Origin of the sequence: Klebsiella sp. H-Nf2 (assembly GCF_002806645.1) — a bacterium.
GTDB lineage: Bacteria > Pseudomonadota > Gammaproteobacteria > Enterobacterales > Enterobacteriaceae > Klebsiella > Klebsiella variicola.
The window spans coordinates 260,240-280,777 of record NZ_PIBL01000002.1 but is presented as its reverse complement, the minus strand read 5'-3'; the positions used below and the strand labels follow the sequence as shown (position 1 = coordinate 280,777).

The window sequence follows — 20,538 nt, the reverse complement described above, 5'->3', positions numbered from 1 at the left end:
ACCCTCATTCGCTACGTTGCGGGCTCGTTTTGACACGGAGTTAACGATGTCCCGTATGCATATTTTAGCCGTTGCGGTATTGAGCACGGCAGTCAGTGGCCCGCTCGCGGCCGCCGGTATTAATAGTTTTTCCCAGGCCAAGGCCGCTGGCGTCAAAGTGAACGCCGACGTTCCGGGCGACTTTTATTGCGGCTGTAAAATCGACTGGCAGGGTAAAAAAGGCGTTATCGATCTGGAATCTTGCGGCTATAAAGTGCGTAAAAATGAGAACCGCGCCAGCCGGGTTGAATGGGAACACGTGGTGCCGGCGTGGCAGTTCGGCCATCAGCGCCAGTGCTGGCAGGAAGGCGGGCGGCAAAACTGCGCCAAAGATCCGGAGTACCGCAAGATGGAAAGCGATATGCACAACCTGCAGCCGGCGGTGGGAGAAGTGAATGGCGATCGCGGCAACTTTATGTACAGCCAGTGGAACGGCGGTGAAGGCCAGTACGGCCAGTGCACTATGAAGGTCGATTTTAAAGATAAAGTCGCTGAGCCCCCTGCCCGCGCCCGCGGCGCCATCGCCCGCACCTACTTCTATATGCGCGACCGCTATCAGTTGAATCTTTCCCGCCAGCAAACTCAGCTGTTTATCGCCTGGGATAAGCAATACCCGGTCACCCCCTGGGAGTGTGAACGCGATGAGCGCATCGCGAAAGTGCAGGGCAACCATAATCCGTATGTCCAGCAGGCTTGCCAGGCGCAAAAGAGCTAACCTACACTAGCGGCAATTGTTAATTTGCAGCCCTGTGCTTCCCACCTCAAGGCGGGAAGCTGGCATCTGCGCAACGTACGGAATATCAAGCATGCGCATTCCTCGCATCCATCATCCAGAACGCCTCATTGTCGGCAGCCAGATTGCGCTGAGCGATGACGCGGCCAACCACGTCGGTCGCGTCCTGCGCATGGCCACCGGTCAGCACCTACAGCTTTTTGACGGCAGTAACCAGGTGTTTGACGCCGTCATCACCGAGGCTGGCAAGAAAAATGTCACGGTTGAGGTGCTCAGCGGCGACCCCGACGATCGTGAATCGCCGCTGCATATTCACTTAGGCCAGGTGATGTCGCGCGGTGAAAAAATGGAATTTACTATCCAGAAATCGATCGAACTCGGGGTAAGCCTCATAACGCCACTGTTTTCCGAGCGCTGCGGCGTTAAACTGGACGCCGAACGTTTGCAGAAGAAGATCCAGCAGTGGCAGAAAATCGCTATTGCCGCCTGCGAACAGAGCGGTCGTAACGTGGTACCGGAAATACGTCCGGCTATGCAGCTGGAAGAGTGGTGCGCCGAGCAGGACAGCGGGCTGAAGCTCAACCTGCACCCGCGCGCCAGCGCCAGCATTAATACGCTGCCGCTACCGGTTGAACGCGTCCGTCTGTTGATTGGTCCGGAAGGTGGGCTATCGGCAGAAGAGATAGCGATGACCGCGCAATACCAGTTTACTGATATCCTGTTGGGACCGCGCGTTCTGCGTACAGAGACTACTGCGCTCACCGCCATCACCGCCCTGCAGGTGCGTTTTGGCGACTTAGGTTGAGGCGTTAACGGAGAAGAACCATGATCAAGCTCGGCATCGTGATGGATCCCATCGCAACCATCAACATCAAGAAAGACACCAGCTTCGCTATGTTGCTGGAAGCGCAGCGTCGCGGCTATGAACTCCATTATATGGAGATGAACGACCTCTATTTGATCAACGGCGAAGCCCGCGCCCGTACGCGCACGCTGAGCGTCGAACAGAACTACGATAAATGGTATGACTTCACCGGTGAGCAGGATCTGCCGCTGGCGGATCTTGACGTTATTTTGATGCGTAAAGATCCGCCGTTCGATACCGAATTTATTTATGCCACCTACATCCTGGAGCGGGCGGAAGAGAAAGGCACGCTTATCGTCAACAAGCCGCAGAGCCTGCGCGACTGTAACGAGAAACTGTTCACCGCCTGGTTCTCTGAACTGACGCCGGAAACGCTGGTCACCCGCAATAAAGCCCAGCTGAAAGCCTTCTGGGAAAAACACGGCGATATCATCATGAAACCGCTCGACGGTATGGGCGGTGCCTCTATTTTCCGCGTCAAAGCCGGCGATCCGAACCTTGGCGTGATCACGGAGACCCTGACCGAGCTCGGCAGCCGCTACTGCATGGCGCAGAACTATCTGCCCGCCATTAAAGACGGCGACAAGCGCGTGCTGGTGGTGGACGGCGAGCCGGTGCCTTACTGCCTGGCGCGTATTCCGCAGGGTGGCGAAACCCGCGGTAATCTGGCCGCTGGCGGCCGTGGCGAAGCTCGCCCGTTGACCGAAAGCGACTGGGAAATTGCCCGCCGCGTCGGCCCTACGCTGAAAGCCAAAGGTCTTATCTTCGTCGGCCTGGATATCATCGGCGACCGTCTGACGGAAATTAACGTCACCAGCCCCACCTGCGTGCGTGAGATTGAAGCCGCCTTCCCGGATATTTCGATCACCGGCATGCTGATGGACGCTATCGAAAGACGTATCACCAAATAAACACCAGGGCGGATAAACGTCCGCTCATGGCGCAGCGAGCGCGGTTGACCGCGCTCGTGAAACGCTGCCAGCCAGGCGCCACTCGGGCGCCAGCCAGATAAAGTGCATCGACACTATTCTACTTTGCCCGCATACTGGGTGTTGCTTTTTGAACCAGGAACAGAACCTCTGACAATGAATTTACAGCATCACTTTCTGATTGCCATGCCTGCGCTTCAGGATCCTATTTTCCGCCGCTCCGTGGTCTATATCTGCGAGTATAACGACGAGGGAGCCATGGGCATTATTATCAATAAGCCGCTGGAAAATCTGCAGGTGGAAGGGATCCTTGAGAAGCTCAAGATTGTTCCGGAGCCGCGCAATCCGGAGATCCGTCTGGATAAACCGGTGATGCTGGGCGGCCCGCTGGCGGAAGACCGCGGCTTTATTCTGCATACCCCGCCCTCTGACTTCTCCTCGAGTATCCGCATTTCGGATAACACCGTGGTCACCACCTCGCGGGATGTTCTTGAAACCTTAGGTACCGACAGACAGCCGGGCAACGTACTGGTTGCGCTGGGCTACTCCTCATGGGAGAAAGGGCAACTGGAGCAGGAGATTTTAGATAATGCCTGGCTCACCGCCCCTGCCGACCAGAATATTCTCTTCCGCACGCCCATCGCCGATCGCTGGCGCGAGGCGGCTAAACTGATTGGTATCGACATTGTGACGATGCCAGGCGTCGCGGGGCATGCATGATGAGCGGAACCTTTCTCGGCTTTGATTTCGGCACCAAAAGCATCGGCGTGGCGGTGGGGCAACGCATCACCGCAACCGCGCGACCATTACCGGCGCTGAAGGCGCAGGACGGTAAACCGGACTGGAATGTCATCGAAAAACTGCTCAAAGAGTGGCAGCCTGAGGCGGTGATCGTTGGCCTGCCGCTGAATATGGACGGCACCGAGCAACCGCTGACGGCGCGCGCACGGAATTTCGCCAATAAAATTCATGGCCGCTTTGGCGTCGCGATCGTCCTTCACGATGAACGTCTGAGTACGGTGGAGGCTCGGGCAGGCTTATTTGAACACGGCGGCTACCGGGCGCTGAATAAAGGTAGCGTTGATTCGGCTTCAGCCGTGGTCATTCTGGAAAGCTACTTCGAGCAGAGCTTTTAGGCTCTGCTCTCCTGCGCCGCAGGCAAATTGCTGACGGCGCGCTTCCGGCCGCTTAGTGGCGCAGATGTTCGTTCGCCCAGCTCACCGCTTGAGTACGATTCTTCACACTCAGTTTACGAAACACATTGTACAGGTGCGTACGCACCGTGTTCTCGCTGATAAACAGGGCACGGGCAATATCCAGATTCGTCGCCCCACAGCGCAGCTCGTTGAGGATCTCACATTCCCGCTCGGTGAGTGGCGAGTTCTCAACGGGCGCCGATGCATGGTCCGCAGCGTACATCGCCGGGTGCATCACGCTCAATTCAGCCGTCTGTTCGCCGTTCAGTACGGCCTTAACGCCCTCAATTAAGCGCGATTCATCATCGTCATGGCGGAACACGCCATATAAAGCCGGCCACTGCGCCATTTCGTATAACTCATACTTTTGTGCGCTATTAATAATCAACAAGCGAGGATTATCTGCCTGCAGTCGAATAATGTCTCGCCACACCCCATTTAATTTCTTATTTGACACTGCAATATCAAATAATATTACAGAATCTTTCGTCAGGCGCTGCGCCAGTGGTTTATTAATGTTTTGTAAAACCACTGGTGCCATCAGGGTTTCACTCAGATAGCTGGCAAAGGCTTTGCTCTGAATTGACGGGTGGGTAATAAATGTAATCTGACGAGAAGATGATGAATTTCCATTAAAATTAATCACTTAAAACTCTCCTTAGCTGCTACCCACCGTCATGGTGGTTAAATGAATAAAAAAATATACAAACAGTGGTGAATTTATAAATAGCCTTGGTAATTTACAAATTGAAACGTTATTCCATGAGAATCATCCTATTCCCGTAAACAGCATAAATCGAATACCTCAAAGCTGTCAAAAGGTAATCAAACTTTTTTCCTGGAAATGCGTATTCACTGTCGACATATCGCAACTGAATGTGTTATTTGAATTTATTCAGAATGGTTATTTGTATTACCAAATAATATAAATAAACAGCCATCAAACATTCAGTTAACATATCATTTAACCCACCCTGCCTGCTTCACGCTTCTCTTACAGCTCGCCTGCGGCGACACGTTGCTGAAAACTCTGCGTAAATGTCAGCATTCCGGCCTGCATCCCGGTCTGCATCACGCCGGGCAACTGGTGCACTTTTCCTTCACGGATCAAATTCGCCACTGCGGGGGTATTGACCAAAAGCTCGTATAGCGCAACTCTCCCGCCCTGACGCGCAGGTAACAATTTTTGCGCCAGCACCGCGCACAGGCTTCCGGCCAGCTGACTACGAACCTGATCTTTCTCCTCTGCCGGAAAAACATCGATCAATCTCTCCACTGCCGGCGCCGCACCGCGGGTGTGTAACGTCGCCATCACCAGATGCCCGGTCTCCGCAGCCGTTAACGCCAGACGGATGGTTTCGCTGTCGCGTAGCTCGCCGAGCAGGATCACATCCGGATCCTGGCGCAGCGCCACGCGGAGCGCCGCGGCGAACGAAGGACAGTGACGGCCAATCTCCCGCTGCTGGATCAGGCAGCGCTCGCTGTGATGAATAAACTCCACCGGGTCCTCCAGGGTCAGAATATGGCCATCAAGACGCTGGTTGAGATGCCCCACCATCGCCGCCAGGGTGGTCGACTTGCCGCTGCCCGTCGCTCCGGTGACCAGCAGCAGGCCACTCTCTTCCGCCAGCAGTTCGCTCAGGGCAGGCGGGGCGCCCAGCGTCTCCAGACGCGGGCACTGTTCAGGAAGGAGCCGCAGCACCAGCGATATTCCACGCGTATGGGCGAAAGCGCTGGCGCGCAGCCGCGAACCGCAGGCCAGGGTCAGCGCAAAGTCAATCTGGCCGTGTTCCTGCCAGTGCTGTAACTGTGCGGCATCAAGCCAGCAGTTGAGTAAATCCGGGATATCCGGCGCGGGAAAGGGGGCGGGCTCCAGCCTGCCCTGCCGCCGCCAGCGCGGTGCGGCGGAATTGCACAGGTGTAGATCGGAGACATTATGCTTTACACTAAGGGCTACGATTTCTTCCAGCTTCATAACTCATCCTCGGAATATGAACGATATTGCGCATAACCTGGCACAGGTCCGGGACAAAATCTCCGGTGCCGCCGCTCGTTGCGGGCGTGCGCCAGAAGAAGTGACATTGCTTGCAGTGAGTAAAACAAAACCTGCGAGCGCGATCGAAGAAGCCATCGCGGCAGGCCAGCGGGCATTTGGTGAAAACTACGTCCAGGAGGGCGTGGAGAAGATTAACCATTTCCAGCAGGCCGGCGTCAGTGGGCTGCAGTGGCACTTTATTGGCCCTCTACAGTCCAACAAAAGCCGGCTGGTGGCAGAGCATTTCGACTGGTGCCATACCGTCGATCGGCTGAAAATCGCCACCCGCCTGAGCGAACAGCGCCCGGCGCATCTGCCGCCGCTGAAAGTGCTGATTCAAATCAACATCAGCGATGAGCAGAGCAAATCCGGCATCCCGCTGGAAGCGCTCGATGCATTAGCGGCGGAGATCGCTGAATTACCTCATCTGGAGCTGCGCGGCCTGATGGCCATCCCCGCACCTGAGTCAGAATATGTAAGGCAGTTTGCCGTCGCCCAGCAAATGGCGGTAGCATTTGCGCGATTAAAAACGCGGTACCCCACGGTCGATACGTTGTCTCTGGGAATGTCGGACGATATGGAAGCCGCAATCGCGGCGGGAAGCACGATGGTGCGCATCGGCACAGCCATTTTTGGTGCGCGCGACTACAGCAAATAATAAGGAATCTGAGGAACGCCATGAAGACGTTGACTTTCCTGCTTTCAACGGTCATTGAGCTTTACACGATGGTCGTGTTGTTACGCGTCTGGATGCAGTGGGCGCGCTGCGACTTTTACAACCCGTTTTCGCAGTTTGTGGTGAAGGCCACGCAGCCGATTGTCGGGCCGCTGCGCCGGATTATCCCGGCGATGGGGCCGATTGACAGCGCCTCGCTGCTGGTGGCATTTATTCTCTGCGTCATCAAAGCGATCGTGCTGTTTATGGTGATCACCTTCCAGCCGATCATCTGGATCTCCGCCCTGCTTATTCTGCTGAAAACCATCGGCTCATTGATCTTCTGGGTGCTGCTGTTGATGGCGATCATGAGCTGGGTCAGCCAGGGCCGTAGTCCGGTGGAGTACGTGCTGATGCAGCTGGCGGACCCGCTGCTGCGCCCTATCCGCAACCTGCTGCCGTCGATGGGCGGTATCGATTTCTCGCCGATGGTGCTGGTGCTGCTGCTGTACGTGATTAATATGGGCGTCGCCGAGGTGCTGCAGGCCACCGGTAACGTGCTGCTGCCGGGGCTGTGGATGGCGCTATGAGTGCCGTTGAAACCTGTGCTGACGGGCTGGTGCTGAGGCTGTACATTCAGCCGAAGGCCAGCCGCGATAGCATCGTGGGCGTACATGGCGACGAGCTCAAAGTCGCCATTACCGCCCCGCCCGTTGATGGCCAGGCCAATGCCCACCTGGTGAAATTTCTCGCCAAACAGTTCCGCGTCGCCAAAAGCCAGGTACTGATTGAAAAAGGCGAGCTGGGTCGCCATAAGCAAGTTAAAATCATCGCCCCACAACAGATCCCGACTGCGGTCGCGGCGCTAACTGAATAAACAGGATTCATCATGCAAAAAGTCGTCCTCGCGACCGGCAACGCCGGTAAAGTGCGCGAACTGGCCTCGCTGCTGGAAGATTTTGGCCTCGATATCGTCGCTCAGACTGAGCTGGGCGTGGACTCTGCGGAAGAGACCGGCCTGACCTTTATTGAAAACGCGATTCTGAAAGCGCGTCATGCGGCACAGATCACCGGCCTGCCGGCCATCGCCGACGATTCCGGTCTGGCCGTCGATGCTCTTGGCGGCGCGCCGGGTATTTACTCCGCCCGCTATTCCGGCGTCGACGCCACCGACCAGCAGAATCTTGAGAAGCTGCTCGACGCGTTAAAGGACGTGCCGGACGACCAGCGTCAGGCGCAGTTCCACTGTGTGCTGGTCTATCTGCGCCATGCCGAGGATCCCACGCCGCTGGTGTGCCACGGCAGCTGGCCTGGGGTAATCACCCGACAAGCCGCCGGTACGGGTGGCTTCGGCTACGACCCGATCTTCTTCGTCCCGTCAGAAGGGAAAACCGCGGCCGAACTGAGCCGTGAAGAAAAGAGTGCGATTTCCCATCGTGGGCAAGCGCTAAAACTGTTACTGGAAGCATTACGTAATGGCTAATTTGCCGCCGCTGAGTCTCTATATTCATATTCCCTGGTGCGTGCAGAAATGCCCGTACTGCGACTTTAATTCGCATGCGCTGAAAGGCGAGGTGCCGCATGACGATTACGTCCAGCATCTGCTAAACGACCTGCAGGCCGATGCGCTATATGCCCAGGGACGGGAAATAGGCACTATTTTTATCGGCGGCGGTACGCCGAGCCTGCTGTCCGGCCCGGCCATGCAAACTCTGCTGGATGGCGTCCGCGCCTGCCTGCCGCTGGCAGCCGGGGCGGAAATCACCATGGAAGCCAACCCGGGCACCGTGGAGGCCGATCGCTTCGTTGATTACCAGCGCGCCGGGGTGAACCGTATCTCCATCGGCGTACAAAGCTTTAGCGAACCGAAGCTGCAGCGCCTGGGGCGGATCCACGGTCCGGAGGAGGCCAAGCGCGCAGCACGTCTCGCCAGCGGCCTCGGCCTGCGCAGCTTCAATCTCGACCTGATGCACGGCCTGCCGGACCAGTCGCTGGAGGAGGCGCTGGACGATCTGCGTCAGGCGATTGCGCTGAATCCACCGCACCTGTCGTGGTACCAGCTGACCATTGAGCCGAACACCCTGTTCGGTTCCCGGCCGCCGGTGCTGCCGGATGACGACGCGCTATGGGATATTTTCGAGCAGGGGCATCAGCTGCTGAGCGCCGCCGGCTATCAGCAGTACGAGACTTCCGCCTACGCTAAACCGGGCTTCCAGTGTCAGCATAATCTCAACTACTGGCGCTTCGGCGACTACCTCGGCATCGGCTGCGGCGCGCACGGTAAGATAACCTTCCCTGACGGACGCATCCTGCGGACCGCCAAAACCCGCCACCCGCGCGGGTATATGGAGGGCCGCTACCTCGAGCGTCAGCATGATGTGGAAGAGGCGGATAAACCGTTTGAGTTCTTTATGAACCGTTTCCGCCTGCTGGAGGCCGCGCCGCGCGCAGAATTTAGCCGCTATACCGGTCTTGAGGAAGCGGTGATCCGCCCGCAGCTGGACGCGGCGATAGCCCAGGGGTATCTACAGGAAGACGAGCAGAACTGGCAGATCACCGAGCACGGTAAGCTGTTTTTGAATTCCCTTCTCGAACTCTTCCTTAACGAATAAATATCACCACTGTCCTTCCTTTTATCGTTTTAACGGGAAGGACAATAGTTCGAATTTATCGACATATCAACCTCACCATTCCCGAACCATTCTTTTAAAATATTCCACCCTCTAATTAATTCATTTTTATTTATAGAAACCAAATATAATTAAACCCATAAAAGCCGTTATTTCATTGCCTCATTGAGAAAAAGTGTGAGTCAGGCAGCTTAAAGATGTACGACAACAAGGATAATATGTCATACAGAAACAAAGCATGACGCTTAAGATATTGACCAATTACCACAAGTGCATGGAGCCAACTCATGAAAAAATACGCTTTTTCTCGTTCTCTGATAGCAATATCTTTGCTTGCTCTATTCTGTTCAGGAGCCAGCGCAGCTGAAAAAATCACGTTAAAACTGGCACATAACCTTGAACGCAGCCACGTGGTGCATCAGGCGTTTGAAGAGATGGCCAAAGAGGTAAACCAGCTTTCTGACGGTAATATGAAGATTCGTATTTACCCCAGTAGCCAGATGGGCAGCGCACGCGAAACGATGGAGTTATTACAAAATGGCGCGCTGGATTTGACCAAAGGTTCTGCCAGCGATCTGGAGTCATTTGATAATATCTACGCGATATATAATTTACCGTTTCTGTTTAACGATCAAAATCATTTCAATAAGGTGGTCTTCGGGGAAGTGGGCAAGGAAATAATGGATTCGACGAAAGAGAAAGGATTCTTTGCCCTTTCCGCTTATGTCGCCGGAACCCGAAGTTTTTATGCCAAAAAGCCCATCACCAAACCGGAAGATTTAAAAGGACTGAAGATCCGCGTGCAGGCCAGCCCGACGACATTAAAAATGATTGAATTAATGGGCGGCTCCCCGACACCAATCTCCTTTGGTGAGGTTTATACCGCCATGCAGCAAGGGGTGGTGGACGGCGCGGAAAATAACGTGCCCTCCTGGGTGCAGACTCGCCATATCGAAATCGCGAAAGTGTTCTCTGAAGATGAGCATGCCTCCATCCCTGACTTCCTCGTTATCTCCAGCAAAACCTGGGACAAACTGACGCTGGAGCAGCAGCAAATCCTGGTCAAAGCGGCGAAAGCCTCAGAGGTTTATCAGCAACAGCTGTGGCAGAAGATCGACGCCGATACCCGCGCGCAGGCCAAAGCCCTGGGGGGCGAAATTATCAAAGTGGATAAAGCGCCGTTCCGCGCCGCCGTGCAGCCGCTATTTGATGACTTTAAGAAAGATCCAAAACAGGCCGCTCTGCTGGCCAAATTTGACGCTGCCGCTGAATAACCTTTAACGGGCCAGCCCCTGGCCCGCTTCACCAGGAAATCAATGATGATACTTAACCGCATAAAGCTAGCGGTGGACCGCACCATCGCCGCATTCTCTGTCGTCGTAATGATTGCGCTGGTTGTCTGCGTCGTCTGGCAGGTGTTCAGCCGCTACGTGCTCAACCAGCCTAGCACCCTGACCGACGAACTGGCGCGTTTCTTAATGATCTGGGTCGGGCTACTGGGTGCGGCCTATACCGTCGGCGCCCAGCGTCATCTGGCGATCGATTTACTTACACTGATGCTCTCTTCCCGCAAGCAGGCACTGCTCAGCGTCATTATCAATCTGCTTATCTTTCTGTTTGCTGGCTCAGTGATTGTTACCGGCGGCGTAAAACTGATTGAAAAAACGCTGTCGACCGCCCAGGTCTCAGCCGCGATGCAGATCCCGATGGGCTATGTGTATCTGATCCTGCCGCTCACCGGCATCATGATGATGTTTTACGCGTTGTGTTTTATCAGCAACGGTCTAAAAAGCATGAAACATTCAGAAGCAGGAGCAAATTAATGGATAGCTATATTGCACTGACGCTGTTTGGCTCGTTCTTTATTCTGGTCTTTATTGGCGTACCTATCTCTTTTTCCATCGGTCTCGCTACCGTCGGCTCAATGCTGCTGATGTTTCCCTGGGATATCGCAGTGATTACCGTTTCTCAGCGCCTGGCGAATGGACTCGATAACTTCGCGCTGCTGGCTATTCCCTTCTTTATCTTTGCCGGTACCCTGATGAACAGCGGGGGGATTGCTATACGCTTAATCAATCTGGCGCAGGTGATGGTTGGGCGGGTACCCGGATCGTTGGGGCACGTCAACGTGCTGGCCAATATGATGTTCGGCTCGATCTCCGGTTCGGCGGTCGCAGCCGCCGCTGCGGTAGGGGGGACGCTCAATCCCATTCAGACACAGAAAGGCTACGATCCGGCGTTCTCCACTGCGGTAAACGTTTCATCCTGCATCACGGGCTTGCTCATTCCGCCATCAAACGTGCTGATCGTCTTTTCTCTGACGGCCGGCGGCGTCTCGGTCGCCTCGCTGTTTATGGCCGGTTATTTGCCGGGCATTCTGATGGGTCTGTCTATCATGCTGGTCTGCGCCGGTATCGCTAAACATCGCGGCTATCCGGTTTCCGAGCGCCCGACCTGCGCCCAGGCGGCAAAGGCTTTTTTTGACGCCCTGCCCAGCCTGCTGCTGGTCATTATTGTGATGGGCGGGATCCTCGGCGGTATTTTCACCGCCACTGAAGCTTCCGCCATCGCCGTGGTCTATACCTTTATCCTCTCGGTGCTGATTTATCGGGAAGTCAAATGGCGCGACCTGCCAAAGCTGATCCTTGAATCGGTGGTGATGACCTCTATCGTCCTTCTGCTGATCGGTTTTTCCGTCGGCATGTCGTGGGCAATGACCAATGCCGATATTCCCTACATGATAAGCGATGCGCTCATGGGGTTTTCTGAAAATCCGCTGGTGATCCTGCTGCTGATTAACATCGTGCTGTTAATCGTCGGTATCTTTATGGATATGACCCCAGCAGTACTGATTTTCACGCCGATATTTCTGCCCATCGCTGAGGATTTAGGCATGAACCCGGTCCATTTTGGCATCATGATGGTCGCCAATCTGTGCATCGGCCTGCTGACCCCGCCGGTAGGCAGCGCGCTGTTTGTCGGCTGCTCCATTTCAGGGGTTAAAATTCAGCAGCTCATCAAACCGCTGCTGCCGTTCTACGCCGCCCTGTTGATCGCGCTGATGATGATTGTTTATATCCCGCAGCTCTCGCTGTTTATTCCACAGCTGCTGGGGCTGATGTGATCGACTGAGCCTAACCGCTACCTGCAGGCGCAGGTAGCGAAATCAACTTACTTTAACGAGCCAACCAGCGATTTCCGGCTATCCTCCAGCGAGACCACCCGGCTGCAGACGTCCTTACCAAACTGCTGGAAATCGGCCTCCTGGTTTTTCCATTCATCCTGAATCGCCGTTTGCAGGCCGCCGAGGCTGCCGAGAATGCCCTGCAGTGGGTTGCCGCCGCCTTTGAGCACTGCTTTCGCGCCCATCTCGTTAATACTGTCCTGCAGAATGCCGCCCATCGCCTGATTCACTAGTTGCTGGCCATCGGCGCGTACCTGGTCGATAGCTTTATAGTGGAAGGTCAGGCCATCGCTGCGGCGCTCAATGATGCGGTTCATCTGTTCTTTCAGCTGCGCGTCCAGCTTGGTCAGGCGACCGTGCATGCTGCTGTTGGCGCCAACCTGTTCAGTGATGATTTTATCCAGCGCCTTATGGCCTTTTTCGACTCGCGAACGCGCACCTTCGTCAATCCACGGCAGGCTGCTGCGCAGGCTGGCCTGGTAATCCTGCGCCTGTTCGCGCTGGGCGGCGCTCAGAGTATAGGCTTTACCGTTAAAGGTCAGGTTGCCGTCCGGCTTTATCACCAGATTGCCGTTTTCCCCTTTCACCTGCACCTGCTGCGGGCTAAGGATCACATCGTCACGCGGCGTGACGCTACACTGGTAGTCCGCATGGGCAGACAAAGCGGTGACGGAGAGCGCCACCGCCAGCAGCGTTTTACGCATCATAAAACTCCCTTAAGACAAAACGGGCCGGCAGTTGCCGACCCTTGTCAAACTTAGTCCCACCAGACGTCAAAAAGTTCGCTGGTGCGCACATCCTCTAACTTACGCGCTTCCAGCCATTTGCGTACGATGGCCTGATGCTCTTCGGTGCACTTACCGATCTCCTGCATGCAGATGAGCCCTTCCCAGGAGAGATAGCCGCTGCCGTCGAAGGCCAGCTTGTTCGGCTCGATCACCTCTTCGATCAGATCGTTGACCGTCTGGTCGATCTGCTCTTCGGTGGTCCCTTCCGGGAAACGCCAGGCGACGGAGAAGCCTAACTCCTGAAACTCATCGATATGCATTTTTTTACGCAGACGACGGCTACGATTCTTGGCCATTATTTCACCCTCTCGAACATTAAGTCCCATACGCCGTGGCCAAGACGATGACCACGCTGTTCAAATTTGGTTACCGGGCGCGATTCCGGGCGCGGTACGTAATCGTTGCTTGCCGACTGGTTACGATAGCCTTCCAGCGAGGACATCACTTCCAGCATATGCTCGGCATAGGCTTCCCAGTCGGTCGCCATATGGAAGACGCCGCCGAGTTTCAGTTTGCTTTTTACCAGCTCAGCGAAAGGCGGCTGCACGATACGACGTTTATTATGACGCGCTTTATGCCACGGGTCAGGGAAAAACAGCTGCACCATATTCAGTGAGTTATCCGGGATCATGGTATGCAGCACTTCCACCGCATCGTGACACATCACACGCAGATTTTGCACACCTTCTTCTTCAGCAGAAGCCAGACAGGCGCCAACGCCCGGGGAGTGCACTTCAATGCCGAGGAAATTCTGTTCCGGTTTGGCTTTTGCCATCGCCACCAGCGAAGCCCCCATGCCGAAACCAATTTCTAGTGTGACCGGCGCTTCGCGGCCAAACAGGGCAGCGAAATCGAGCGGCGCATCGTTGAATTCAACGCCCATCACCGGCCAAATGTTATCCAGCGCATGCTGCTGCCCTTTCGTCAGGCGCCCCTGGCGACGGACGAAGCTACGAATACGGCGCAGCGGGCGGCCGTTTTCATCGAATTCCGGAGAAATGACGTCGTTTTTCATAAAAGTTAAGTCTGCTAGTGAAAGTGTTCGGAAAACGGGCATTATCCAAAGTTACCCGGCGGATGCAAGGGTTTACAGCCACTCGCCCTTGTGCTGCAATCTGCCACCCTGTAATCGCGATCCCGGAGCCATAGCTTTGACTTTTCTCGCCGCGCAATTTTCAGCCCAGGTCCTGGACTGGTACGACAAATACGGGCGTAAAACCCTGCCCTGGCAAATCGCCAAGACGCCCTACAAAGTATGGCTCTCCGAAGTGATGTTGCAACAAACCCAGGTGACCACGGTAATCCCGTATTTTGAACGCTTTATGGCGCGTTTCCCAACGGTAGTGGATCTCGCCAACGCGCCGCTGGATGAAGTGCTGCATCTGTGGACCGGACTTGGCTACTACGCACGGGCGCGCAACTTACATAAAGCCGCCCAGCAGGTGGCGACACAGCATGGCGGCATCTTCCCGCAAACCTTTGACGAAGTGGCAGCGCTGCCCGGCGTCGGGCGTTCAACGGCAGGGGCGATTCTGTCGCTTTCGCTCGGTCAGCATTATCCGATTCTCGACGGCAACGTGAAGCGCGTGCTCGCCCGCTGCTATGCTGTCAGCGGCTGGCCGGGGAAAAAAGAGGTCGAAAAACGGCTGTGGGATATCAGCGAAGAGGTGACTCCGGCGCAAGGGGTAGAACGCTTCAACCAGGCGATGATGGATCTCGGGGCGATGGTTTGCACCCGCTCGAAGCCGAAGTGCGAGCTGTGCCCGTTGAGCAACGGCTGCGTGGCCTATGCGAACCATTCATGGGCGGAATATCCGGGCAAAAAACCGAAGCAGATCATCCCGGAACGCACCGGCTATTTCCTGCTGATGCAGCACGGCGACGAGGTGTTTCTCTCCCAGCGTCCACCGGTGGGTTTGTGGGGCGGATTATTCTGTTTTCCGCAGTTTGCAGACGAAGCCGGGCTGCGCGAGTGGCTGGCGCAGCGTCAGATAAAGACCGATAATCTGACGCAATTAACCGCCTTTCGCCACACTTTCAGCCATTTCCACCTGGATATTGTGCCGATGTGGCTTACAGTGCACTCATCTGGCGCATGCATGGATGAAGGCAACGCACTCTGGTATAACTTAGCGCAGCCGCCGTCGGTCGGACTGGCGGCCCCCGTGGAGCGCTTGTTGCAACAGTTAAAAGCCGGAACGCCGGTATAAATTTTCGGCTATCAAAGAGGAGTGATTATGAGCAGAACCATTTTTTGTACTTTCCTGCAGCGTGAAGCGGACGGCCAGGATTTCCAGCTGTATCCGGGCGAGCTCGGCAAGCGCATTTACAACGAAATCTCCAAAGAAGCCTGGGCGCAGTGGCAGCACAAGCAGACCATGCTGATCAACGAGAAAAAACTCAGCATGATGAACCCGGAGCACCGCAAGTTGCTGGAGCAGGAGATGGTGCAGTTCCTGTTTGAAGGGAAAGACGTGCATATCGAAGGCTACACGCCGCCAGAAAAACAGTAAGGGCCCTGTGGCCTTTTAAAAACAAACACAACACGCACGCCCGGAATGATGAAAAAATACTTAGCGCTCGCGCTGATTGCGCCGTTGCTCGTTTCGTGTTCCAGCTCCAATAAAAAAGGCACCGAATATAACGAGGCCTGGGTCAAGGACACGAACGGATTCGATATCCTGATGGGCCAGTTTGCCCACAACATCGAGAACATTTGGGGGTATAACGAAGTCCTGCTCGCCGGGCCGAAGGACTACGTCAAATACACCGATCAATATCAAACCCGTAGCCACATCAACTTTGATGCCGGGACGATCACCGTCGAGACCATCGCGGGCACCGATCCGCGCGGGCGACTGCGTCAGGCGATCATCAAAACGCTGCTGATGGGCGATGACCCCAACTCCATTGACCTCTACTCCGACGTCGATGATATTCAGATCTCCAAAGAGCCGTTCCTCTATGGTCAGGTGGTCGATAACACCGGTGAATCCATCCGCTGGGAGTGGCGCGCCGCGCGCTATGCCGATTATCTACTGCAAACCCGTCTGAAGAGCCGCAGCAACGGCCTGCGCGTGATCTACAGCATCACCATCAATCTGGTACCGAACCACCTCGACAAACGTGCGCATAAGTATCTCGGCATGGTGCGTCAGGCCTCGCGTAAATACGGTGTTGATGAGTCGCTGATCCTCGCAATTATGCAAACAGAATCATCGTTTAACCCGTATGCGGTGAGCCACGCCGATGCCATGGGGCTGATGCAGGTCGTCCAGCACAGCGCCGGGAAAGACGTTTTCCGCTCGCAGGGTAAATCGGGTCTGCCGAGCCGCAGCTATCTGTTCGACCCGGCAAATAACATTGATACCGGTACCGCCTATCTGGCGATGCTGAACAACGTTTATCTCGCTGGCATCGATAACCCCACCTCGCGTCGCTACGCGGTGATCACCGCCTATAACGGCGGCGCCGGCAGCGTGCTCCGCGTCTTCTCCAGCGATAAAGTGCAGGCGGCTAACATCATTAACAGCATGGCGCCGGGCGATGTCTATCAGGCGCTGACCACCCGTCACCCGTCGGGCGAATCACGCCGCTATCTGTATAAAGTTAACACCGCGCAGAAAAGCTATCGCCGTAAATAACGCTCCTCTCTCACAGGCCCGGACATCGCACTGGGCCTCTCTATTTATATGACATACTTCGTCATATCTTTTCGATTTTCTGCGGCAGTTAACAGAAGCATCTCACAGCTGAATGATAGAATCGCATCAAAATAACGGTGGTTATGTTATTTAAAAAACATAACAAGCCCACATTCGTGAGGATAAATACATGAATCTTAAGCTGCAGCTAAAAATACTGTCGTTCCTGCAGTTCTGCCTTTGGGGGAGCTGGCTGACCACGCTTGGCTCATACATGTTTGTCACGCTGAAGTTTGACGGCGCGGCAATCGGCGCAGTGTATAGCTCGCTCGGTATCGCCGCGGTGCTGATGCCGACGCTGCTCGGCATCGTCGCCGATAAGTGGATCAGCGCTAAATGGGTTTACGCCGTTTGCCACCTGGTGGGCGCGCTGACGCTGTACCTCGCGGCGCAGGTCACCACGCCGGGTGAGATGTTCCTCGTGATCCTCCTCAACTCGCTGGCCTATATGCCGACGCTGGGGCTGATTAACACCATCTCCTACTACCGCCTGCAGTCGGCAGGACTGGATATCGTCACCGATTTCCCGCCGATTCGTATCTGGGGCACCATCGGCTTTATCTTCGCCATGTGGGGCGTGAGCTTCTCGGGCTTTGAGCTGAGCCATATGCAGCTCTATATCGGCGCGATCCTGTCGGTGGTCCTGGCGCTGTTCACCCTGACGCTGCCACATATTCCGGTCGCTAACGCCCAACGCAATCAGAGCTGGACCGAGATGCTCGGCCTGAACGCCTTTGCGCTGTTTAAAAACAAGCGTATGGCAATCTTCTTTATCTTCTCGATGATGCTCGGCGCCGAACTGCAAATCACCAATATGTTCGGCAACACCTTCCTGCATAGCTTCGATAAAGATCCACTGTTCTCCGGCAGCTTTATCGTCGAGCACGCCTCGGTGCTGATGTCGATTTCGCAGATCTCCGAAACGCTGTTTATCCTGACCATTCCGTTCTTCCTCAGCCGCTACGGCATTAAGAACGTGATGCTGATGAGTATCGTCGCGTGGATGCTGCGCTTCGGCCTGTTCGCCTTCGGCGACCCGACGCCGTTCGGCACCGTACTGCTGGTGCTGTCGATGATCGTCTATGGCTGCGCCTTCGACTTCTTCAACATCTCCGGTTCGGTATTCGTTGAGAAAGAAGTGCGTCCGGAAATCCGCGCCAGCGCCCAGGGGATGTTCCTGATGATGACCAACGGCTTCGGCTGCATTCTTGGCGGGATGGTGAGCGGCAAAGTGGTTGAGCACTTTACCGTCGAGGGGATCACTAACTGGCAGAGCGTATGGCTGATTTTCGCCGGCTATTCGCTGGTGCTGGCCTTTGCCTTCGTGGCGCTGTTCAAATACAAACACGTCAGACAACCGACCGCCGCGCAGCAGAGCGCCTGATCGTCATTGCCCGGTGGCGGCTGGTGCCTTACCGGGCCTACAGAATTTGTAGGCCGGATAAGGCGCCAGCCGCCATCCGGCAAAAATACGCGCACAATGCCTGGGCCCGGTTTACGCTTTCAACACATACCCATACAGCCGCTTAATACCATCAGCATCCGTTTCGCTATAAACCCCCTGCAGTTCCGGCGAAAAGCCCGGCAGCATATTGACCCCCTCTTCCAGCGCGAGGAAGTAGCGCAGCACCGCGCCGCCCCAGATCTCGCCCGGCACCACGCACAGCACGCCCGGCGGATAGGGCAGCGCCCCCTCTGCCGCAACGCGGCCTTCCGCCTCGCTCAGACGCACCAGCTCCACGTTGCCGCGGATAAATTCGCGGTTAGCATCCTGCGGATTCATCACCACGCGCGGGAAGCTCCGTTTACGGAACATCTCCTTTTGCAGGCTCTTCACATCAAAGCTGACGTACAGATCGTGCATCTCCTGGCACAGTTCGCGGAGGGTATAATCGCGATAGCGCACCGGATACTTGTTGTAGATGGTCGGCAGCACGTCGACCAGCGGCGTATCCGATTCAATATGCTGTTCGAACTGTCCCAGCATCGCCACCAGCTGCGCCATTTTTTCGGCGCTCTCCGCCGGCGTCAGCAGGAACAGAATCGAGTTGAGATCGCACTTCTCCGGCACGATGCCGTTTTCACGCAGATAATGCGCCAGAATGGTTGCCGGGATGCCAAACTCACTGTACTCCCCACTTTCAGCGTCAATGCCCGGGGTGGTCAGCAGCAGCTTGCACGGGTCGACAAAATACTGGTCGTCCGCATAGCCCTCAAAACCATGCCAGCGCGCGTCCGGTTCAAAGCTGAAGAAGCGGCGCTCCCGGGCGATCGCCTCGGTCGGGTGATCCTGCCATGGCCGCCCCGCCACCACCGGCGGAATAAAGGGCTGGATCATCTTGCAGTTAGCGATGATCGCTTTCCGCGCCTCGATGCCCAGCGCCACGCACTCGGCCCACAGGCGGCGGCCGCTCTCACCTTCATGAATTTTGGCGTTGACGTCCAGCGCGGCAAACAGCGGATAGAACGGGCTGGTGGAGGCATGCAGCATAAAGGCGTTATTCAGCCGCTTGTGCGGACAGAAGCGCGCCTGGCCGCGCAGATGGTTATCCTTTTTATGGATCTGCGACGTCTGCGAGAAGCCAGCCTGCTGCTTGTGCACGGACTGGGTGACAAAAATACCCGGATCGTCCGGGGTCAGCTCCAGCAGCAGCGGCGAGCAGTCGGCCATCATCGGGATAAACTGCTCATAGCCCACCCACGCCGAGTCGAACAGGATGTAATCGCAGAGGTGGCCTATTTTATCCACCACCTGGCGGGCGTTATAGACCGTGCCGTCGTAGGTCCCCAGCTGGATCACCGCCAGACGAAACGGGCGGGAGGCATTGGCTTTCTCAGGCGCCGCTTCGCGGATGAGATCCCGCAGGTAATGCTCATCAAAGCAGCGCTCGTCAATGCCGCCGATAAAACCGAACGGATTGCGCGCGGCTTCAAGATAGACCGGCGTCGCCCCCGCCTGAATCAGCGCCCCGTGATGGTTTGACTTGTGGTTGTTACGATCGAACAGCACCAGATCGCCGCGGGTCAACAGCGCATTGGTCACGACTTTGTTGGCCGCCGAGGTGCCGTTGAGGACGAAGTAGGTTTTATCCGCATTGAACACCTTCGCTGCGAATTTCTGCGCGTGCTTGGCCGAGCCTTCGTGGATCAGCAGATCGCCTAATTTCACGTCGGCGTTGCACATATCGGCGCGAAAGACATTTTCGCCAAAAAAGTCATAGAACTGACGGCCCGCAGGGTGCTTTTTGAAAAACGCCCCGTGCTGATGCCCCGGACAGGCAAAGGTGCTGTTATCCATCTCGACGTACTGGGTCAGAGTATTGAAAAACGGCGGCAGCAGACGCGCTTCATAATCACAGGCCGCCGCCTCCAGCTCCAGCCACTCCTGATCTTTACCGGCGATCACCGCCTGTACACCCTCTGGCTTTTCGACCGCCGTCTCACTCAGCAGGTAGACCGGCAGATTAAATCCGCTGCGTCTGAGGAGGGCAAGGATGCCGCTGCGACTGTCAGCCGCAGTGATGACGACGGCCGCCACATCGGTAAAATCGGTACTGTCCAGCGCCACAACGCGACGATGGGTGGACAAGCGGGTGACCAGCTCGCAGCTGGCGGCAATGTGCATGGATTTCATAAGCGCAAATGCCCGTATCGGGAGTGTAAAAATCTCAGACAAGGAAACCTTGCCCAACGATGTGTCCGGGTCTGACGGATTTCAGCTCCGACCGCCGGACATCAGTAAAAGCAGACGCGTCCGATCTTACTGTTGCCCTACAGTGA

The 20,538-nt window shown here is 55.8% G+C and carries 23 protein-coding genes; 17 read left to right on the top strand and 6 right to left on the bottom strand.

The genetic code is table 11. The annotated features are described in order from the left end of the window. Positions 1-46: 46 nt before the first annotated feature. The 5 genes from endA to ruvX all read left to right on the top strand — a co-directional run bounded on the left by endA (position 47) and on the right by ruvX (position 3,702). Positions 47-754, top strand: a complete 708-nt coding sequence (endA, locus tag CWM58_RS08075; RefSeq protein WP_100680703.1) for a deoxyribonuclease I — start codon at positions 47-49, stop codon at positions 752-754. Between the two features lie 91 nt (positions 755-845). After that, complete coding sequence (gene rsmE, locus CWM58_RS08070) at positions 846-1,577, top strand: 16S rRNA (uracil(1498)-N(3))-methyltransferase (RefSeq protein WP_061153332.1); 732 nt, start codon at positions 846-848, stop codon at positions 1,575-1,577. A 20-nt stretch (positions 1,578-1,597) separates the two neighbouring features. Beyond that, positions 1,598-2,548 (top strand): glutathione synthase, encoded by a 951-nt coding sequence (gene gshB / locus CWM58_RS08065; protein ID WP_008806462.1) that lies wholly within the window; start codon positions 1,598-1,600, stop codon positions 2,546-2,548. A gap of 174 nt (positions 2,549-2,722) precedes the next feature. After that, complete coding sequence (locus CWM58_RS08060; protein ID WP_012540566.1) at positions 2,723-3,286, top strand: YqgE/AlgH family protein; 564 nt, start codon at positions 2,723-2,725, stop codon at positions 3,284-3,286. Further along, on the top strand, positions 3,286-3,702 hold the full coding sequence (gene ruvX / locus CWM58_RS08055) for a Holliday junction resolvase RuvX (protein WP_012540565.1): 417 nt from the start codon (positions 3,286-3,288) through the stop codon (positions 3,700-3,702). The genes CWM58_RS08060 and ruvX overlap by 1 nt, the downstream gene beginning before the upstream one ends. Positions 3,703-3,754: 52 nt before the next feature. On the opposite strand, the gene CWM58_RS08050 is transcribed toward ruvX, so the two are convergent. Together CWM58_RS08050 and CWM58_RS08045 are read right to left on the bottom strand one after the other, a co-directional pair. Further along, positions 3,755-4,408 (bottom strand): LuxR family transcriptional regulator, encoded by a 654-nt coding sequence (locus CWM58_RS08050; protein WP_100680702.1) that lies wholly within the window; start codon positions 4,406-4,408, stop codon positions 3,755-3,757. 348 nt (positions 4,409-4,756) lie between these two features. Then, positions 4,757-5,737, bottom strand: coding sequence for a type IV pilus twitching motility protein PilT (locus CWM58_RS08045; protein ID WP_061153330.1), 981 nt, complete (start codon positions 5,735-5,737; stop codon positions 4,757-4,759). A 16-nt stretch (positions 5,738-5,753) separates the two neighbouring features. Between CWM58_RS08045 and CWM58_RS08040 the strand changes: the two genes are divergently transcribed. The 8 genes from CWM58_RS08040 (at position 5,754) to CWM58_RS08005 (ending at position 12,206) form a co-directional block, all read left to right on the top strand. Further along, entirely contained in the window at positions 5,754-6,455 is a 702-nt protein-coding gene (locus CWM58_RS08040; RefSeq protein WP_061153329.1) for a YggS family pyridoxal phosphate-dependent enzyme, read from the top strand. A 20-nt stretch (positions 6,456-6,475) separates the two neighbouring features. Then, positions 6,476-7,042, top strand: coding sequence for a YggT family protein (locus CWM58_RS08035; RefSeq protein ID WP_004205182.1), 567 nt, complete (start codon positions 6,476-6,478; stop codon positions 7,040-7,042). Beyond that, positions 7,039-7,329, top strand: coding sequence for a DUF167 family protein YggU (yggU, locus tag CWM58_RS08030; RefSeq protein ID WP_002916614.1), 291 nt, complete (start codon positions 7,039-7,041; stop codon positions 7,327-7,329). The genes CWM58_RS08035 and yggU overlap by 4 nt, the downstream gene beginning before the upstream one ends. A 12-nt stretch (positions 7,330-7,341) precedes the next feature. Next, entirely contained in the window at positions 7,342-7,935 is a 594-nt protein-coding gene (locus tag CWM58_RS08025; RefSeq protein WP_012540562.1) for an XTP/dITP diphosphatase, read from the top strand. Further along, positions 7,928-9,064 (top strand): radical SAM family heme chaperone HemW, encoded by a 1,137-nt coding sequence (hemW, locus tag CWM58_RS08020; RefSeq protein ID WP_100680701.1) that lies wholly within the window; start codon positions 7,928-7,930, stop codon positions 9,062-9,064. Before CWM58_RS08025 ends, hemW begins: the two co-directional genes overlap by 8 nt. A 305-nt stretch (positions 9,065-9,369) precedes the next feature. Next, on the top strand, positions 9,370-10,356 hold the full coding sequence (locus CWM58_RS08015) for a TRAP transporter substrate-binding protein (RefSeq protein WP_100680700.1): 987 nt from the start codon (positions 9,370-9,372) through the stop codon (positions 10,354-10,356). 45 nt (positions 10,357-10,401) lie between these two features. Then, positions 10,402-10,905, top strand: a complete 504-nt coding sequence (locus tag CWM58_RS08010) for a TRAP transporter small permease (protein WP_100680699.1) — start codon at positions 10,402-10,404, stop codon at positions 10,903-10,905. After that, positions 10,905-12,206: a TRAP transporter large permease gene (locus tag CWM58_RS08005; protein WP_100680698.1), complete on the top strand. Its 1,302-nt coding sequence runs from the start codon at positions 10,905-10,907 to the stop codon at positions 12,204-12,206. The genes CWM58_RS08010 and CWM58_RS08005 overlap by 1 nt, the downstream gene beginning before the upstream one ends. Before the next feature lie 47 nt (positions 12,207-12,253). On the opposite strand, the gene CWM58_RS08000 is transcribed toward CWM58_RS08005, so the two are convergent. From CWM58_RS08000 to trmB, 3 genes are read right to left on the bottom strand one after another with little or no spacing between them, the layout of a single operon-like run. Further along, positions 12,254-12,973: a DUF2884 domain-containing protein gene (locus CWM58_RS08000; protein WP_100680697.1), complete on the bottom strand. Its 720-nt coding sequence runs from the start codon at positions 12,971-12,973 to the stop codon at positions 12,254-12,256. 50 nt (positions 12,974-13,023) lie between these two features. Next, positions 13,024-13,350 (bottom strand): YggL family protein, encoded by a 327-nt coding sequence (locus CWM58_RS07995; RefSeq protein ID WP_012540559.1) that lies wholly within the window; start codon positions 13,348-13,350, stop codon positions 13,024-13,026. Continuing rightward, positions 13,350-14,069 carry a tRNA (guanosine(46)-N7)-methyltransferase TrmB gene (gene trmB, locus CWM58_RS07990; protein ID WP_061153326.1) on the bottom strand — a complete coding sequence of 240 codons (720 nt, stop codon included), beginning with the start codon at positions 14,067-14,069 and terminating at the stop codon, positions 13,350-13,352. Before trmB ends, CWM58_RS07995 begins: the two co-directional genes overlap by 1 nt. 136 nt (positions 14,070-14,205) lie before the next feature. Between trmB and mutY the strand changes: the two genes are divergently transcribed. From mutY to CWM58_RS07970, 4 genes are all read left to right on the top strand, one after another. Continuing rightward, positions 14,206-15,264, top strand: a complete 1,059-nt coding sequence (gene mutY / locus CWM58_RS07985; RefSeq protein ID WP_061153325.1) for an A/G-specific adenine glycosylase — start codon at positions 14,206-14,208, stop codon at positions 15,262-15,264. Positions 15,265-15,291: 27 nt separating this feature from the next. Continuing rightward, positions 15,292-15,567, top strand: a complete 276-nt coding sequence (locus CWM58_RS07980) for an oxidative damage protection protein (RefSeq protein WP_004105744.1) — start codon at positions 15,292-15,294, stop codon at positions 15,565-15,567. Between the two features lie 48 nt (positions 15,568-15,615). Beyond that, positions 15,616-16,698, top strand: a complete 1,083-nt coding sequence (mltC, locus tag CWM58_RS07975; protein ID WP_100680696.1) for a membrane-bound lytic murein transglycosylase MltC — start codon at positions 15,616-15,618, stop codon at positions 16,696-16,698. A 190-nt stretch (positions 16,699-16,888) separates the two neighbouring features. Next, on the top strand, positions 16,889-18,142 hold the full coding sequence (locus CWM58_RS07970) for a nucleoside permease (RefSeq protein WP_061153323.1): 1,254 nt from the start codon (positions 16,889-16,891) through the stop codon (positions 18,140-18,142). A gap of 111 nt (positions 18,143-18,253) precedes the next feature. Here CWM58_RS07970 and CWM58_RS07965 read toward each other — a convergent pair whose 3' ends face one another. After that, the gene (locus tag CWM58_RS07965) at positions 18,254-20,392 is read right to left on the bottom strand and encodes an ornithine decarboxylase (protein ID WP_100680695.1); all 2,139 of its coding nucleotides are present in this window, start codon (positions 20,390-20,392) and stop codon (positions 18,254-18,256) included. Positions 20,393-20,538 lie beyond the last annotated feature (146 nt).

Coding starts and splice junctions, on each gene's coding strand:
- endA (WP_100680703.1), top strand. CDS start 47: ATGTCCCGTATGCATATTTTAGCCGTTGCGGTATTGAGCACGGCAGTC.
- rsmE (WP_061153332.1), top strand. CDS start 846: ATGCGCATTCCTCGCATCCATCATCCAGAACGCCTCATTGTCGGCAGC.
- gshB (WP_008806462.1), top strand. CDS start 1,598: ATGATCAAGCTCGGCATCGTGATGGATCCCATCGCAACCATCAACATC.
- CWM58_RS08060 (WP_012540566.1), top strand. CDS start 2,723: ATGAATTTACAGCATCACTTTCTGATTGCCATGCCTGCGCTTCAGGAT.
- ruvX (WP_012540565.1), top strand. CDS start 3,286: ATGAGCGGAACCTTTCTCGGCTTTGATTTCGGCACCAAAAGCATCGGC.
- CWM58_RS08045 (WP_061153330.1), bottom strand. CDS start 5,737: ATGAAGCTGGAAGAAATCGTAGCCCTTAGTGTAAAGCATAATGTCTCC.
- CWM58_RS08040 (WP_061153329.1), top strand. CDS start 5,754: ATGAACGATATTGCGCATAACCTGGCACAGGTCCGGGACAAAATCTCC.
- CWM58_RS08035 (WP_004205182.1), top strand. CDS start 6,476: ATGAAGACGTTGACTTTCCTGCTTTCAACGGTCATTGAGCTTTACACG.
- yggU (WP_002916614.1), top strand. CDS start 7,039: ATGAGTGCCGTTGAAACCTGTGCTGACGGGCTGGTGCTGAGGCTGTAC.
- CWM58_RS08025 (WP_012540562.1), top strand. CDS start 7,342: ATGCAAAAAGTCGTCCTCGCGACCGGCAACGCCGGTAAAGTGCGCGAA.
- hemW (WP_100680701.1), top strand. CDS start 7,928: ATGGCTAATTTGCCGCCGCTGAGTCTCTATATTCATATTCCCTGGTGC.
- CWM58_RS08015 (WP_100680700.1), top strand. CDS start 9,370: ATGAAAAAATACGCTTTTTCTCGTTCTCTGATAGCAATATCTTTGCTT.
- CWM58_RS08010 (WP_100680699.1), top strand. CDS start 10,402: ATGATACTTAACCGCATAAAGCTAGCGGTGGACCGCACCATCGCCGCA.
- CWM58_RS08005 (WP_100680698.1), top strand. CDS start 10,905: ATGGATAGCTATATTGCACTGACGCTGTTTGGCTCGTTCTTTATTCTG.
- CWM58_RS08000 (WP_100680697.1), bottom strand. CDS start 12,973: ATGATGCGTAAAACGCTGCTGGCGGTGGCGCTCTCCGTCACCGCTTTG.
- CWM58_RS07995 (WP_012540559.1), bottom strand. CDS start 13,350: ATGGCCAAGAATCGTAGCCGTCGTCTGCGTAAAAAAATGCATATCGAT.
- trmB (WP_061153326.1), bottom strand. CDS start 14,069: ATGAAAAACGACGTCATTTCTCCGGAATTCGATGAAAACGGCCGCCCG.
- CWM58_RS07980 (WP_004105744.1), top strand. CDS start 15,292: ATGAGCAGAACCATTTTTTGTACTTTCCTGCAGCGTGAAGCGGACGGC.
- mltC (WP_100680696.1), top strand. CDS start 15,616: ATGAAAAAATACTTAGCGCTCGCGCTGATTGCGCCGTTGCTCGTTTCG.
- CWM58_RS07970 (WP_061153323.1), top strand. CDS start 16,889: ATGAATCTTAAGCTGCAGCTAAAAATACTGTCGTTCCTGCAGTTCTGC.
- CWM58_RS07965 (WP_100680695.1), bottom strand. CDS start 20,392: ATGAAATCCATGCACATTGCCGCCAGCTGCGAGCTGGTCACCCGCTTG.